At 68.6% G+C, this 13,766-nt stretch carries 16 protein-coding genes and 5 tRNA genes; 3 read left to right on the forward strand and 18 right to left on the reverse strand.

What is annotated here, in order from left to right:
• Positions 1-8: 8 nt before the first annotated feature.
• From ACFWDI_RS19520 to ACFWDI_RS19530, 3 genes are all read right to left on the reverse strand, one after another.
• Positions 9-1,166 (reverse strand): D-alanine--D-alanine ligase family protein, encoded by a 1,158-nt coding sequence (locus ACFWDI_RS19520; protein WP_385305484.1) that lies wholly within the window; start codon positions 1,164-1,166, stop codon positions 9-11.
• 66 nt (positions 1,167-1,232) lie between these two features.
• Positions 1,233-2,246, reverse strand: a complete 1,014-nt coding sequence (locus ACFWDI_RS19525) for an NAD(P)H-dependent glycerol-3-phosphate dehydrogenase (RefSeq protein ID WP_385305486.1) — start codon at positions 2,244-2,246, stop codon at positions 1,233-1,235.
• Positions 2,243-2,995: a lysophospholipid acyltransferase family protein gene (locus ACFWDI_RS19530; RefSeq protein WP_385305488.1), complete on the reverse strand. Its 753-nt coding sequence runs from the start codon at positions 2,993-2,995 to the stop codon at positions 2,243-2,245. The genes ACFWDI_RS19525 and ACFWDI_RS19530 overlap by 4 nt, the downstream gene beginning before the upstream one ends.
• A 150-nt stretch (positions 2,996-3,145) precedes the next feature.
• On the opposite strand from ACFWDI_RS19530, the gene cofC reads away from it, so the two are divergent.
• The gene (gene cofC / locus ACFWDI_RS19535) at positions 3,146-3,829 is read left to right on the forward strand and encodes a 2-phospho-L-lactate guanylyltransferase (RefSeq protein ID WP_385305490.1); all 684 of its coding nucleotides are present in this window, start codon (positions 3,146-3,148) and stop codon (positions 3,827-3,829) included.
• Positions 3,830-3,872: 43 nt separating this feature from the next.
• Positions 3,873-4,076, forward strand: coding sequence for a hypothetical protein (locus tag ACFWDI_RS19540; protein ID WP_327326309.1), 204 nt, complete (start codon positions 3,873-3,875; stop codon positions 4,074-4,076).
• Between the two features lie 89 nt (positions 4,077-4,165).
• On the opposite strand, the gene ACFWDI_RS19545 is transcribed toward ACFWDI_RS19540, so the two are convergent.
• From ACFWDI_RS19545 to leuC, 4 genes are all read right to left on the reverse strand, one after another.
• Positions 4,166-4,816 (reverse strand): HU family DNA-binding protein, encoded by a 651-nt coding sequence (locus tag ACFWDI_RS19545; RefSeq protein WP_385305492.1) that lies wholly within the window; start codon positions 4,814-4,816, stop codon positions 4,166-4,168.
• A gap of 142 nt (positions 4,817-4,958) precedes the next feature.
• Complete coding sequence (locus tag ACFWDI_RS19550; RefSeq protein ID WP_215177549.1) at positions 4,959-5,186, reverse strand: hypothetical protein; 228 nt, start codon at positions 5,184-5,186, stop codon at positions 4,959-4,961.
• Between the two features lie 104 nt (positions 5,187-5,290).
• Positions 5,291-5,884, reverse strand: coding sequence for a 3-isopropylmalate dehydratase small subunit (gene leuD / locus ACFWDI_RS19555; RefSeq protein ID WP_385305495.1), 594 nt, complete (start codon positions 5,882-5,884; stop codon positions 5,291-5,293).
• 2 nt (positions 5,885-5,886) lie between these two features.
• Positions 5,887-7,320, reverse strand: a complete 1,434-nt coding sequence (gene leuC, locus ACFWDI_RS19560) for a 3-isopropylmalate dehydratase large subunit (protein WP_385305497.1) — start codon at positions 7,318-7,320, stop codon at positions 5,887-5,889.
• 144 nt (positions 7,321-7,464) lie between these two features.
• On the opposite strand from leuC, the gene ndgR reads away from it, so the two are divergent.
• Positions 7,465-8,178, forward strand: a complete 714-nt coding sequence (gene ndgR, locus ACFWDI_RS19565; protein ID WP_385305499.1) for an IclR family transcriptional regulator NdgR — start codon at positions 7,465-7,467, stop codon at positions 8,176-8,178.
• A 197-nt stretch (positions 8,179-8,375) separates the two neighbouring features.
• On the opposite strand, the gene ACFWDI_RS19570 is transcribed toward ndgR, so the two are convergent.
• The 11 genes from ACFWDI_RS19570 to ACFWDI_RS19620 all read right to left on the reverse strand — a co-directional run bounded on the left by ACFWDI_RS19570 (position 8,376) and on the right by ACFWDI_RS19620 (position 13,643).
• Complete coding sequence (locus ACFWDI_RS19570; RefSeq protein ID WP_385305501.1) at positions 8,376-9,353, reverse strand: anti-sigma factor RsbA family regulatory protein; 978 nt, start codon at positions 9,351-9,353, stop codon at positions 8,376-8,378.
• The gene (locus ACFWDI_RS19575; protein ID WP_385305503.1) at positions 9,343-9,696 is read right to left on the reverse strand and encodes an STAS domain-containing protein; all 354 of its coding nucleotides are present in this window, start codon (positions 9,694-9,696) and stop codon (positions 9,343-9,345) included. Before ACFWDI_RS19575 ends, ACFWDI_RS19570 begins: the two co-directional genes overlap by 11 nt.
• Before the next feature lie 99 nt (positions 9,697-9,795).
• Positions 9,796-9,868 (reverse strand) — tRNA-Glu (locus ACFWDI_RS19580).
• A 31-nt stretch (positions 9,869-9,899) separates the two neighbouring features.
• Positions 9,900-9,971: transfer RNA gene (locus tag ACFWDI_RS19585), tRNA-Gln, on the reverse strand.
• A 13-nt stretch (positions 9,972-9,984) separates the two neighbouring features.
• Positions 9,985-10,057: transfer RNA gene (locus tag ACFWDI_RS19590), tRNA-Glu, on the reverse strand.
• An 84-nt stretch (positions 10,058-10,141) separates the two neighbouring features.
• Positions 10,142-10,214: transfer RNA gene (locus ACFWDI_RS19595), tRNA-Glu, on the reverse strand.
• A gap of 21 nt (positions 10,215-10,235) precedes the next feature.
• Positions 10,236-10,307, reverse strand: a tRNA-Gln gene (locus ACFWDI_RS19600).
• 87 nt (positions 10,308-10,394) lie between these two features.
• Positions 10,395-11,117 (reverse strand): HAD family hydrolase, encoded by a 723-nt coding sequence (locus tag ACFWDI_RS19605; protein WP_385305505.1) that lies wholly within the window; start codon positions 11,115-11,117, stop codon positions 10,395-10,397.
• Between the two features lie 9 nt (positions 11,118-11,126).
• Positions 11,127-12,602 (reverse strand): glutamate--tRNA ligase, encoded by a 1,476-nt coding sequence (gltX, locus tag ACFWDI_RS19610; protein WP_385305507.1) that lies wholly within the window; start codon positions 12,600-12,602, stop codon positions 11,127-11,129.
• Positions 12,595-13,386, reverse strand: coding sequence for a fumarylacetoacetate hydrolase family protein (locus ACFWDI_RS19615; RefSeq protein WP_385305509.1), 792 nt, complete (start codon positions 13,384-13,386; stop codon positions 12,595-12,597). The genes gltX and ACFWDI_RS19615 overlap by 8 nt, the downstream gene beginning before the upstream one ends.
• Before the next feature lie 83 nt (positions 13,387-13,469).
• Positions 13,470-13,643, reverse strand: a complete 174-nt coding sequence (locus tag ACFWDI_RS19620; RefSeq protein WP_385305511.1) for a hypothetical protein — start codon at positions 13,641-13,643, stop codon at positions 13,470-13,472.
• Between the last annotated feature and the right edge of the window lie 123 nt (positions 13,644-13,766).

A 13,766-nucleotide genomic window follows, 5' to 3' on the forward strand; every position in this document is an offset into this window, starting at 1 on the left:
CATGTGCCCTAGCGCAGGCCGGTCGGGCGGCGCAGCGCCGCCTGGATCAGCCTGTCCACCAGCTCCGAGTAGCTGATGCCGCTCTCCTGCCACATCCGCGGGTACATCGAGATGGGCGTGAAGCCCGGCATGGTGTTGATCTCGTTGATCACGAACTCGCCGTTCTCCTGCAGGAAGAAGTCGGCGCGGACCAGTCCCTCGCAGGACGCGGCGTCGAAGGCCTCGACCGCGAGCCGCCGCACCTCGGCGGTCTGCTCCGGGGTCAGCGGCGCGGGCACGAGACCGGCCGCAGAGTCGATGTACTTGGCCTCGAAGTCGTAGAACTCATGCGCCGTGACCGGCGGGATCTCGGCCGGCACGCTGGCGCGCGGACCGTCCTCGAACTCGAGCACTCCGCACTCGATCTCGCGGCCGCGCAGCAGCGACTCCACCAGGATCTTGGGATCGTGGCGCTGCGCCTCGGCGATCGCGTCGTCAAGGCCGGAGAGGTCGTCGACCTTGGTGATGCCGATCGAGGAGCCGGCGCGCGCGGGCTTCACGAAGAGCGGCCAGCCGTGCTCACCGGCGAAGTCGATGATCTTCTTGCGGGCGGCGGACGGGTCCTGCTCCCACTCGCGGGGGCGGACGACCTCGAACGGACCGACCGGCAGCCCGAAGGAGATGAACACCCGCTTCATGTACTCCTTGTCCTGGCCGACGGCCGAGGCGAGGACGCCGGAGCCGACGTACGGGACGCCGGAGAGCTCCAGCAGGCCCTGGAGGGTGCCGTCCTCGCCGTACGGACCGTGCAGCATCGGGAAGACGACGTCGACCTCGCCGAGCACCTTGGGCACGGAGCCGGGTTCGCTGTAGACGACTTCGCGGTTGGCCGGATCGACGGAGAGCACCACACCACCGTCGGCGGACTCGGCCAGCTGCTCGACGCTGGGCGTCCTGCGGTCGGCGATGGCCATCCGGTCCGGGTCGTCGGCGGTGAGCGCCCACCGGCCGTCCGTCGTGATGCCGATCGGCAGTACGTCGTACTTCGTACGGTCGATGGCCCGCAGCACGGCACCGGCGGTGACCACGGAGATTCCGTGTTCGGAGCTGCGACCGCCGAAGACGACGGCTACGCGCGGCTTGCGGAGCTGCTGCTCAGGGCTCTGGGGGAGGTTCTCGCTGCTCATATCGCGATGAGACTACCCGCTTGGAAGGCGTGGGGGGATTCCCCCCACAGGGCACAGCGGGCCACGTCAGCTGCGCTCCGGCTTGGCACTGCGTGACATCAGCTCCTTGAGCGCGACCACCGGCGGTTTGCCGTCGTGGACGATGCCGACGACCATCTCGGTGATCGGCATGTCGACCCCGTGCCGACGCGCCAGATCGAGCACCGACTCACAGGACTTGACGCCTTCAGCGGTCTGCTTGGTGACCGCGATGGTCTCCTGGAGCGTCATGCCGCGCCCGAGGTTGGTGCCGAAGGTGTGGTTGCGGGAGAGCGGCGAGGAGCAGGTCGCGACCAGGTCGCCGAGTCCGGCGAGGCCGGAGAAGGTCATCGGGTCGGCGCCCATCACGAGGCCGAGGCGGGTGGTCTCGGCGAGGCCGCGGGTGATGAGCGAGCCCTTGGCGTTGTCGCCGAGGCCCATGCCGTCAGCGATGCCGACGGCGAGACCGATGACGTTCTTGACCGCGCCGCCGAGTTCACAGCCGACGACGTCGGTGTTGGTGTACGGGCGGAAGTACGGGGTGTGGCAGGCGGACTGGAGGCGCTGTGCGACGGCTTCGTCGCGGCAGGCGACCACGGCCGCGGCAGGCCGGCGCTGGGCGATCTCCTTGGCGAGGTTGGGTCCGGTGACCACGGCGACCCGGTCCGCGGAGACCTTGGCGACCTCCTCGATGACCTCGCTCATCCGCTTGGCGGTGCCGAGTTCGACGCCCTTCATGAGGGAGACGAGCACGGTGTCGGGCGCCAGCAGGGGCACCCAGTCGGCGAGGTTGCCGCGCAGGGTCTGCGAGGGGATGGTGAGGACCGTGAAGTCGGCGCCGGCCGCGGCCTCGGCGGGGTCGGTGGTGGCGCGTACCGACTCCGGAAGCTCAATTCCCGGCAGATAGTCGGGGTTGGTGCGGGTGGTGTTGACGGCCTCGGCGACTTCGGGGCGGCGGGCCCAGAGGGTCACCTCGCAGCCCGCGTCGGCGAGGACCATGGCGAACGCCGTGCCCCACGAGCCGGTTCCGAATACTGCTGCCCTGGCGACTGCGCGCGTCACTTGGTGCCCTCCTCGGCGGCCTTGCGGCGCTCCTGAGCGCGGATTTCGCGCAGATCGTACGGCTTCTCGGGCGCCCGCTCGCCGCGCAGGTCCTCCAGCAGGCCGGTGACGGCGGACATGATGATCTCAGTCGCCTCCTTCAGCACCTCCGGCGTCGGCTCCTTGTCGTAGAAGGGCGTGAGGTCGACCGGCGACCCCGCCTTCACCTGGAGCGTCTTGCGGGGGAAGAAGCGGACCTTGTTCTCCTTGGCGTACGGCGGCATCGCCAAGTTGGCGCCCCACTGGGCGACAGGCACCACCGGCGCCTTGGTCAGCAGTGCCGCACGCGCCACTCCGGTCTTCGCGGTCATCGGCCACTGGCCGGGGTCGCGCGTGAGAGTGCCCTCGGGGTAGAAGGCGACGCATTCACCGCGCTCCACGGCTTCCACAGCGGCGCGGAAGGCGCCGAAGGCGTTGGAGGACTCGCGATAGACGGGAATCTGGCCGGTACCTCGCAGAAGGATCCCCACACCGGGCGCTTTGAAGAGCGCGGCCTTGGCCAGGAATCGGGGCACACGTCCGGTGTTGTACTGGAAGTGACCGTAGGAGAACATGTCGAGATACGAGTTGTGATTGATGGCGGTGATAAATCCGCCGTCAGCCGGAATGTGTTCCATTCCTTGCCAGTCCCGCTTGAACAGAAGCAACAGCGGCGGTTTAGTGATGACCGCCGCCAGGCGGTACCAGAAGCCGATTGTACGGCGGGACACTCGGACACCTTCCTCTATCACCGGGCATGCTGCCTGGCTGCTGGGGGTCAAGTGTCGCCCCAGGCCCCTGGTCTGTCGAGAACACCGTACGCCCCGGCCACAGGCCCAGCCCTCCGGATCTTCGCGGGCTCAGGCGACAATGGGCACCCGATGCGCACGGACGGAGAGCCCGCCACGAACACCGACCCGACGCCCCTCTGGTCCCTGGTCGTCCCGCTGAAGCCCCTCGTACTGGCCAAGAGCAGGCTCGCGGAGGCGGCGGACGACATTCTGCGGCCGCATCTGGCACTCGCTTTCGCCCAGGACACCGTGGCCGCGGCGCTGGCCTGCCCGGCGGTGCGGGATGTGGCGGTCGTCACGGACGATCCCGCGGCGGCGGCCGAGCTGGCCGCACTGGGTGCGCGGATCGTGCCGGACGCTCCTGCGGCGGGACTCAACGCGGCGCTGGCGCACGGGGCGGAAGCGGTGCGGGCGGTACGGCCCGCCGCGGCGGTCGCCGCACTCAACGCCGATCTGCCCGCATTGCGTCCCGCGGAATTGGCACGGGTCCTTGCGACAGCTTCGGTATTTCCCCGGGCATTTCTGACGGATGCGGCCGGAATCGGCACGACATTCCTCTCGGCAGCGCCCGGCGTGGAATTGCGTCCTGCTTTCGGCGGCCGCTCGCGGCTCCGGCACAGGGCTTCGGGGGCTGCGGAAATCCTGCTCGACGGGGTCGATTCGGTACGGCAGGACGTGGACACCGGGGACGATCTGAAGGCCGCGCTCGTGCTCGGCGTGGGGCCGCGTACCGCGGAGCGCTGGCAGTCCGGCGTCCACGTCATGGACGGCTGAGCCCACGCCGTGGACGGCCGAGGAGGCGGATAGGCTGGCGCGTATGCAGGCGACCTCGTACACATACGACTCCGAAACCCGCAGCGGGAGCGTGCTGCTCGACGACGGCACGCCGGTGGAGTTCGATGCCGCGGCCTTCGACGCGGGCGGTCTGCGACTGCTCCGGCCGGGCCAGCGGGTCCGCATCGAGACCGAGGGCGAGGGCACGTCGCTCCGCATCACGCTGGTGACGCTGCAGACCCTCTGACCACTGCGAACGTCACGGAAACGCCGCGGGCCGGGCTCCCCTGGGGGAGTCCGGCCCGGCGCGTGAGTGGCACTGTGACCCTTTGCTGCTTACTTCTTCCTGGCAGCGGCCCTCTTGGCGGTCGTCTTGCGTGCCGTCGCCTTCTTGGCAGGCGCCTTCTTGGCTGTGGCCTTCTTGGCGGGGGCGGTCTTCTTGGCCGCCGCCTTCTTGGCCGTGGTCTTCTTCGCCGGAGTCGCCTTCTTGGCGGTGGCCTTCTTGGCCGTGGTCTTCTTCGCCGTGGTCTTCTTGGCGGTCGTCTTCTTCGCCGCCGTGGTCTTCTTCGCCGTCGCCTTCTTGGCCGCGACCTTCTTCGCCGCGACCTTCTTGGCGGCGGCCTTCTTGACCGCTGTACGAGTGGAAGCACCGCCCGAGAGGCTTCCCTTGGGAGCCTTCTTGACGGAGACCTCGCCACCCCTGGGGAGCTTCTTCGAGCCGCTCACCAGGTCCTTGAAGCCCTGTCCCGCACGGAAGCGCGGAACGGAGGTCTTCTTGACCCGTACGCGCTCACCCGTCTGCGGGTTGCGGGCGTAACGGGCCGGACGGTCGACCTTCTCGAACGAGCCGAAGCCGGTGACCGAAACCCGGTCTCCGCCGACAACTGCGCGGACGATCGCGTCAAGTACCGCGTCGACAGCCTCGGCGGCCTGCTGACGGCCTCCGACCTTGTCGGCAATCGCTTCTACGAGCTGCGCCTTGTTCACGTCTTCCCCTTCGGAGACATTGCCGGAACGAATGCGTCCAGGCTTTTTCGCACGTTAGGCAGATATATACCGCAAATCAAACACGAAACGGGCTAATCACCCTAGTGCCGCAACGAAGTCGACCGTCGCGGAACTCCGGGTGTCAGTCGCCTTCAGGGAATCGGCCCTCGTCGAGGTCCTTCATCAAGCGGTCCAGACGCCTTGCCGCATCCGGGAGATCGTGCTTCGCCGCGGCCGTGACGACCAGCAGCTTCCGGGACAGCGCCATCCTTACGCCCTCCGGGACTTGCAGTTCACGCACCCTTGTGTGCGCTTCCTTCAATCGGGCGGCGACTGCCTCGTAGAGCTCGAGTTGGCTGTCGCGTTCCATGCACCGATTGTGCCATCTGGGGCGAGTTGTCGCCCGACAGGGTCTCAACAAGCGACTGCGCCCCCCACCGGGCGGTGGGGGGCGCAGTACGGGAAAACCGCTGCTCAGACGTCAATTGTGCGGGGTTTGAAGGCCGGTCGGGATGCCTCGTAAGCGGCGATGTCTGCTTCGTTCTGAAGGGTGAGGCTGATGTCGTCGAGACCGTTCAGCAGCCGCCAGCGGGCGTTCTCGTCAAGCTCGAAGTCAGCCGTGATTCCCGTGGCCAGAACCTGTCGCTTCTCCAAGTCCACGGTGATTTCGGCAGTCGGGTCGGCCTCGGTCAGCTCCCAGAGCGCGTCCACGACCTTCTGCTCCAGAACCACCGTCAGCAGGCCGTTCTTGAGCGAGTTGCCGCGGAAGATATCGGCGAACCGGGAGGAGATGACGGTCTTGAAGCCGTAGTTCTGCAGGGCCCATACGGCGTGCTCACGGGAGGATCCGGTGCCGAAGTCGGGGCCGGCCACCAGCACCGAGGCGCCCTTGCGCTCGGGCTGGTTGAGGATGAAGGACGAATCCTTGCGCCAGGCCTCGAACAGGCCGTCCTCGAAACCGTCGCGGGTGACCTTCTTCAGCCAGTGGGCCGGGATGATCTGGTCGGTGTCGACGTTGCTGCGGCGCAGCGGTACGGCCCGGCCGGTGTGTGCGGTGAAAGCTTCCATGGTTATCGGGCTCCAGCGGGCGTACGGGCGTCGGCGTCGGACAGATCGGCGGGAGAGGCCAGATGGCCCAGTACCGCTGTGGCCGCGGCGACCTGGGGCGAGACCAGATGGGTGCGTCCGCCCTTGCCCTGCCTGCCCTCGAAGTTGCGGTTGGAGGTGGACGCGGAGCGCTCGCCGGGGGCCAGTTGGTCGGGGTTCATGCCCAGACACATCGAGCAGCCGGCGTGCCGCCATTCGGCGCCCGCGGCGGTGAAGACCTTGTCCAGGCCCTCCTCGACGGCCTGCAGCGCGACCCGTACGGAGCCGGGGACCACCAGCATCCGTACGCCGTCGGCGACTTTGCGGCCCTCGACGATGGCGGCCACGTTGCGCAGGTCCTCGATACGGCCGTTGGTGCAGGAGCCTACGAAGACGGTGTCGACCTTGATGTCGCGCAGCGGCTGGCCGGCACTCAACCCCATGTATTCCAGGGCCTTTTCGGCGGCGTGCCGCTCCGAAGCGTCCTCGTACGAAGCCGGGTCGGGGACGTTCGCCGTCAGGGGCGCACCCTGGCCGGGGTTGGTGCCCCAGGTGACGAACGGCGCCAGTTCGGCGGCGTCGATGAACACCTCGGCGTCGAAAACGGCGTCGTCGTCGGTACGCAGGGTCTCCCAGTACGCGACGGCGGCGTCCCACTCCGCGCCCTTGGGGGCGTGGTCGCGGCCCTGCAGATAGTCGAAGGTGGTGCGGTCCGGGGCGATCATTCCGGCCCGGGCGCCCGCCTCGATCGACATATTGCAGATGGTCATCCGGGCCTCCATCGAGAGCTTCTCGATGGCGGAGCCGCGGTATTCCAGGATGTAGCCCTGGCCGCCGCCGGTACCGATCTTCGCGATGATCGCCAGGATCAGGTCCTTGGCGGTGACGCTGTCGGGCAGTTCGCCCTCGACCGTGATGGCCATGGTCTTGGGACGGGCCAGCGGCAGCGTCTGGGTGGCCAGCACATGCTCCACCTGGGAGGTGCCGATGCCGAACGCCAGCGCGCCGAAAGCGCCGTGCGTGGAGGTGTGCGAGTCGCCGCAGACCACGGTGGTACCGGGCTGGGTCAGGCCCAGCTGCGGGCCCACCACATGGACAACGCCCTGCTCGATGTCGCCCAGCGGGTGCAGACGTACACCGAAGTCGGCACAGTTCTTACGGAGCGTTTCCAACTGGGCGCGCGAGACCGGGTCCGCGATGGGCTTGTCGATGTCCAGCGTCGGGGTGTTGTGGTCCTCGGTCGCGATGGTGAGGTCGAGGCGCCGGACCTGGCGGGCGTTCTGCCGGAGCCCGTCGAAGGCCTGGGGGCTGGTCACCTCGTGCAGCAGATGCAGATCGATGAAGAGCAGGTCGGGCTCGCCCTCCGCGCGCCGGACGACATGGTCGTCCCAGACCTTCTCCGCGAGTGTCCTACCCATCGCTTTCCCTCCGGCCGACTGGTCCGCCGACACAACTAGAGATCTTGTGCAGAGCCCGTTGGTCCGCGGGCCGCAACTACAGCGTCGCAAGTTCCTGGGAAAATTGAACTTGCGTTTCACAGTGTGAGACGTGAATATCGTTGCATGGACAACTCTAGCGGCGTCGGCGTTCTCGACAAGGCAGCTCTGGTACTGAGCGCACTGGAGTCCGGTCCGGCCACCCTCGCCGGGCTGGTCGCGGCGACAGGGCTTGCACGACCCACGGCACATCGCCTTGCCGTGGCACTGGAACACCACCGGATTGTGGCGAGGGACATGCAGGGCCGGTTCATTCTCGGCCCGCGGCTGGCGGAGCTCGCCGCCGCGGCGGGCGAGGACCGGCTGCTGGCCACGGCCGGACCCGTACTCACGCATCTGCGCGATGTGACCGGCGAGAGCGCGCAGCTCTACCGCCGGCAGGGAGACATGCGGATCTGTGTGGCGGCGGCCGAACGGCTGTCCGGACTGCGGGACACCGTGCCGGTCGGCTCCACGCTCACGATGAAGGCCGGCTCCTCGGCCCAGATCCTGATGGCCTGGGAGGAGCCGGAGCGTCTGCACCGCGGACTGCAGGGCGCCCGTTTCACGGCGACGGCGTTGTCCGGCGTACGGCGCCGGGGCTGGGCCCAGTCGATCGGCGAGCGCGAGCCGGGCGTCGCGTCGGTCTCCGCGCCCGTACGCGGCCCGTCCAACCGCGTGGTCGCCGCCGTCTCGGTCTCCGGGCCGATCGAGCGGCTGACGCGCCACCCGGGCCGCATGCACGCCCAGGCGGTCATCGACGCGGCGGCCCGCCTGAGCGAGGCGCTCCGCCGGAGCTGAAGCGGCACGCCCTTCGGGCGTCTCCTCAATCGCCGGAGGGGCTGAATTTTCCAGCCCCTCCGGAAAACAAGCCCGGCCGGCGATTGGGGCGCGGGAGAAACAAGCCTCGCCGGCGATTGAGGCGCGGGGCTTGGGGCGGAGCCCCAGCATGAGCCTCGCCGGCGATTGAGGCGCGGGCGGAGCCCCAGGTCGCGGCCTCAGCCCTGGGTGAGCACCCGTGGGCCCGCGCACACCGCGCGCAACCGCAAGCCCCCTCCCGGCTCCACGCGGACGTCCAGCGACTCCGACAGCGTCCGCAGCAGCCACAGCGCGTCGTCCGTGGACGACTCCGGCCCCGGCGGCGCGAAGCTCGCGAAGCGGCCCGGCACGGCCGCCCCCGCACCCGCCCCCGTGGCCAGTACGTCCCACACCACCGCGCCCGGCTCCTCCCAGACCCGTAGCTCCGCACCGGCCGCCGCACCCCGCGCCACCAGCCACGTCAGCGCCTCGTTCGCCAGCGTCTCGGCCAGCGCCACCCGCTCCCCCGGCAGCCCGGCCGCCTCGGCCCGCAGCCGCGCGAAACGCCGTACCGCGGCGAGTGACACGGGCAGCGCGAGCAGCGCGGCGCTCGCGGGCGGCGGCGGGAGCGGCCGCTCGCCGGCCGCCGCATAAGCCTCCGGGTCCGTGTACGTCCCGCAGGGCAGCACCAGATCGCCCACCACATGGCCGGGATGGGTGGCCCAGGCGGCCTCCACGACATGGCCGGGCAGGGTCCGGGTGTCGTACGGGCAGATCAGCCGGGAGTCGGTGTGCGCGAGCAGCACATTGAGCCCGGACTCCATCCGCTTCCACTCGGCGATCTGCCGCGCGCATTTACCGGCCCAGACCGGTTCGGCGATCATCCGCACCGGGCGCCCGGACATCCGGCCGCGGTCCGCGTAGCGCAGGAGCGCGGAGACCCGTTCCACCGGGCGACGGCCGAAGTAGGCGGTGTCCGCGGTGTCGAGTGCGTGGGCCCGCTCCCCGAGGGCCTCCCCCAGGAGTTGGATGTTGGCGGGCGTCGTCGCGGCCAGCACGGGCTCCCCCGCAGCCAGCCCCTCCTCGGCGAACGGCACTGCCATCGCCAGGAATTCTTCGTCGTCGTGGTACAGACAGGCTTGGTGCACAAAACCGTTGGGCCGGGCGTCACTTGACACGGTGGGCTCCCAGCCGAAGACCGGGAGTGTCGTCCCAGCCGACCAGCGCGATCACATTCCGCAGATGCGGGGCGAGGCCGGCCAGCTCCACATGGTGGCCCCCATCTCGCGTTCCGGCGAAGGCAATCAGCATGCGCAGTCCGCCGAGATCGAGGAACTCGAGCCCCGAGAGCTCGAGTTGGACATCGCCGTCGGTCGAGGCGATCGCTTCGAGCGCGGTACGCAGATGGCGGTGGGTGTGGACGTCAACCACGCCCTCGATGCTCAGGCCCGGCGGCCGGCGGATGCGCGTGATGCGTAACTCCGCGGTGCGTACGAGGGGTTCCGCGCCGGCAGCATCCATACGCGGAGTATCCCGCCGACGCGGCCGCAGGAGGAAGGCAGAGGAAGGCAACAGACGCGAGAAGGCCCTCCGCGGTTCGCGAAGGGCCTTCTCGATGCGTACCCCCGACCGGATTCGAACCGGCGCTACCGCCTTGAGAGGGCGGCGTGCTAGGCCGCTACACAACGGGGGCTAGCTACTTGCAGGTCGATCACTCGACCGCGCTGGGCTACCAGGACTCGAACCTAGAACAACGGAACCAGAAACCGTCGTGTTGCCAATTACACCATAGCCCATGGTATAGACCAGTACCCCCGACCGGATTCGAACCGGCGCTACCGCCTTGAGAGGGCGGCGTGCTAGGCCGCTACACAACGGGGGCCCTAGCGATCCCACCCGGCAAGAGCCGGGTGATGTCACCGCACGATCATCGGGTGCGACCCTGATGATCAACGGGATGGATCTGTACCCCCGACCGGATTCGAACCGGCGCTACTGCCTTGAGAGGGCAGCGTGCTAGGCCGCTACACAACGGGGGCTTGTTACAGATGAGATCTGCGCTGGGCTACCAGGACTCGAACCTAGACTAACGGAACCAGAAACCGTCGTGCTGCCAATTACACCATAGCCCACCAAAACTCAACCCCCAGGTGGGGGTTTGTTTGGTTTGCGCTTCCCGGCCGGACCTCTCGGCCCTCTCGGGCGGCGCAGGAAGAACATTACCTGAAGGTGTCCGGCGCTCCAAAACGGGTATCGCCCCGCAGCAGGCCAGGAAGCTGGTCAAGGCCGGTGATACGAGTGAGCTCAGGGTGCCCACCGAGGCCGGTGCGATCGAGCCAGATACCGGTGAGCCCCGCGGCGACGGCGCCTCGAGCGTCGATATCGGGATGATCCCCCACATACGCCACCTCCTGCGGCGTGAGGTCGATCGCGTCACAGGCGGCGTGGAAGGCGCCGGCGTCGGGCTTGGAGACCCCGAGTTCGACGGCGCACACGACGGCTTCGAACCGGTCCCGTACACCGAGGGCGCGCAGCTTGCGGTCCTGGTTGTGAATGCTGGCGTTCGAGAGGACGGCGTGGCGGTACTCGTCCGCCAGCACGTCCAGGACGGGCACGGTGTCGGGAAAGAGGGACCAGGCGGCCTCGAAGTGGGCGACGTGCCGTTCGAACCAGGCGTCCGCGTCCGCGTCGCTCAGCTCCTCCCTACGGAGAAAGGACCGGACGCGGTCGCGGCGCTGCCCCTGGAAATCGGTCTCGCCGCCGGCGAACCGGGCCCAGTGCAGCTGGGTGAGCTCGCGCCACGCATCGAGGGCCTGCCCGACGGAGTCGTATCCGTCGGGCAGGCCCTCGGCGTTCAGATGCCTTTGCATGCCGACGCGGTCGGCGCTGGCGTAGTCGAAGATCGTGTCATCGATGTCCCAGAGAACCGCGCGGATCGGCATGCCGCGAGCCTAGGCCGTGAGCTTCGCCAGCGCCGCGTCGATACGGGACAGGGTCTTCTCCTTGCCCAGGATCTCCAGGGACTCGAAGAGCGGCAGGCCCACCGTGCGGCCGGTGACCGCGACGCGGACCGGGGCCTGGGCCTTGCCGAGCTTCAGGCCGTGCTCCTCGCCCGCCGCCAGGACCGCGTTCTTCAGGGACTCCGCGCCGGACCAGTCCGCGGACTCCAGCTTCTCGCGGGCCGTACGGAGCAGGGCGTCGGAGCCCTCCTTCATCGCCTTCGTCCAGGACGCCTCGTCCTCGACCGGCGCGTCCCGGAAGAGGAAGTCGACGTTGGCCGTGATGTCCGAGAGGACGGTGACCCGGGTCTGGGCGTACGGGGCGATCGCCTCCCAGGCCGCCTCGTCGAACTGCTCCGGCGCCCAGTTGGCGTGCGGGGCCTGCAGCCAGGGGCGGCATGCCTCGGTGAAGGCCTTCACATCGAGCCGGCGGATGTGGTCGGCGTTGATCGCCTCCGCCTTCTTCAGGTCGAAGCGGGCCGGGTTGGCGTTGACGTCCGCGATGTCGAACTTCTCGACCAGCTCGGCGACCGAGAAGATGTCCTGGTCGGCGGAGTAGGACCAGCCGAGCAGCGAGAGGTAGTTGATCAGGCCCTCGGAGAGGAAGCCGCGCTCGCGGTACAGGTTCAGGGACGCCTGCGGGTCGCGCTTGGAGAGCTTCTTGTTGCCCTCGCCCATCACGTACGGCAGATGGCCGAAGACCGGGATCTCCTTGGCGATGCCCAGCTCGATCAGCGCCTTGTAGAGCGCGACCTGCCGCGGGGTGGAGGACAGCAGGTCCTCGCCGCGCAGCACGTGGGTGATCTCCATCAGCGCATCGTCGACCGGGTTGACCAGCGTGTACAGCGGGGCGCCGTTGGCGCGGACGATGCCGTAGTCCGGGACGTTCTCCGGAGTGAAGGTGAGCTCGCCGCGGACCAGGTCCGTGAAGGTGATCGGCTCGTCGGGCATCCGGAAGCGGACGATGGAGGTGCGGCCCTCGGCCTCGTACGCCGCCTTCTGCTCGGCGGTCAGGTCGCGGCACTTGCCGTCGTAACCGGAGGGCTTGCCGGCCGCGCGGGCGGCGTCGCGGCGGGCCTCCAGCTCAAGGGCGGTGCAGTAGCAGTGGTACGCGTAACCCCCGGCCAGGAGCTTCTCGGCGACGTCCTTGTAGAGGTCCATCCGCTGCGACTGGCGGTAGGGCGCGTGCGGGCCGCCGGTCTCGGGGCCCTCGTCCCAGTCCAGGCCCAGCCAGCGCATCGAGTCGAGCAGCTGGTTGTACGACTCCTCGGAGTCGCGGGCCGCGTCGGTGTCCTCGATGCGGAAGACCATGGTGCCGCCGTTGTGCCGGGCGAACGCCCAGTTGAACAGGGCGGTGCGGACCAGACCCACATGGGGGTTGCCGGTCGGCGAGGGACAGAAACGTACGCGGACGTTCGCGTTAGCCACGCTTGATCACCTTGTTGGTGAGAGTGCCGATGCCTTGAATGGTGACGGCGACCTCGTCGCCGACGTTGAGGGGGCCGACCCCGGCCGGGGTGCCCGTGAGGACGACGTCGCCGGGGAGCAGCGTCATCGCCTCGGAGATGTTGACGATCAGATCCTCGATGGAGTGGATCATCTGGCTCGTACGGCCGAGCTGACGCTGCTCTCCGTTGACCGTGCACTGGATGGCCAGGTCGCTCGGGTCGAGGTCGGTCTCCACCCACGGGCCGAGCGGGCAGGAGCTGTCGAAGCCCTTGGCCCTGGCCCACTGCTTCTCGCGCTTCTGGACGTCACGCGCGGTGACGTCATTGGCGCAGGTGTAGCCGAGGATCACGTCCTTGACGCGTTCGCGCGGGACTTCGCGGCACATCCGGCCGATGACCACGGCCAGTTCGGCCTCGTGGTGCAGTTCCTGGGAGAAGGAGGGGTATGCGATCGGGTCGCCGGGTCCGACCACCGAGGTGGACGGCTTGAAGAAGGCGAACGGCGCGTCGGGCACCTCGTTGCCGAGCTCCGCCGCGTGCTCCGCGTAGTTGCGGCCGAAGGCCACGACCTTGCTGGGGAGCACGGGCGGCAGCAGCCGGACCCGGTCCTGCGACTGCGGAGCCAGCGGGACCTTCGTACCGGAGAGCTCGAAGTCGGCGAACGGGATGCCCTTGATGATGTCGAGGACGAGGTCGTCGGGGCCTTCGCCCTCGACCGCGCCGAAGGCGACATTGCCGTCGATGGAGAACCTGGCGATGCGCACGGGATGCGGGTGCCCCTCTGCTGATTGCGCTGGCTGGAGTCTGACGCTCCAGGCTAACGCGGGTGCGGGCACCGCCTCGCGTATTACTGGGCGGGGGCGTCCATCAGGACCGTACGACGCGGGTTTGCCGTCTGCATGGGAAGATCGATTGCGTGTTCCGGCTGCTCCGGCGTCTGCAGTTCGTCGGCGTCCTCGAGGTGCGCCAGCGTGGTGCGCCGGGGGTTGGCTATGTTGCGGAACATCATCGTCGTCTTCATCTGTTGTTTCAGACCTTGTCGGGGTGCGGGCGCTTCGGTGAGCGCCGGTTGACGGATTGCCCATCCCTGTAAAGCGTCAGGCTAAACATTCAATTCCCTGCGAAAGCCCGGAAGACTCAGCGA

The sequence above is a fragment of the Streptomyces sp. NPDC060064 genome (genome assembly GCF_042736455.1).
Lineage (GTDB): Bacteria > Actinomycetota > Actinomycetes > Streptomycetales > Streptomycetaceae > Streptomyces.

Bases quoted from the DNA above. Each gene is read 5' to 3' on its own strand.
- ACFWDI_RS19520 (WP_385305484.1), bottom strand. From the start codon at position 1,166: ATGAGCAGCGAGAACCTCCCCCAGAGCCCTGAGCAGCAGCTCCGCAAG.
- cofC (WP_385305490.1), top strand. From the start codon at position 3,146: ATGCGCACGGACGGAGAGCCCGCCACGAACACCGACCCGACGCCCCTC.
- ACFWDI_RS19540 (WP_327326309.1), top strand. From the start codon at position 3,873: ATGCAGGCGACCTCGTACACATACGACTCCGAAACCCGCAGCGGGAGC.
- ACFWDI_RS19550 (WP_215177549.1), bottom strand. From the start codon at position 5,186: ATGGAACGCGACAGCCAACTCGAGCTCTACGAGGCAGTCGCCGCCCGA.
- leuD (WP_385305495.1), bottom strand. From the start codon at position 5,884: ATGGAAGCTTTCACCGCACACACCGGCCGGGCCGTACCGCTGCGCCGC.
- leuC (WP_385305497.1), bottom strand. From the start codon at position 7,320: ATGGGTAGGACACTCGCGGAGAAGGTCTGGGACGACCATGTCGTCCGG.
- ndgR (WP_385305499.1), top strand. From the start codon at position 7,465: ATGGACAACTCTAGCGGCGTCGGCGTTCTCGACAAGGCAGCTCTGGTA.
- ACFWDI_RS19575 (WP_385305503.1), bottom strand. From the start codon at position 9,696: ATGGATGCTGCCGGCGCGGAACCCCTCGTACGCACCGCGGAGTTACGC.
- ACFWDI_RS19605 (WP_385305505.1), bottom strand. From the start codon at position 11,117: ATGCCGATCCGCGCGGTTCTCTGGGACATCGATGACACGATCTTCGAC.
- ACFWDI_RS19620 (WP_385305511.1), bottom strand. From the start codon at position 13,643: ATGAAGACGACGATGATGTTCCGCAACATAGCCAACCCCCGGCGCACC.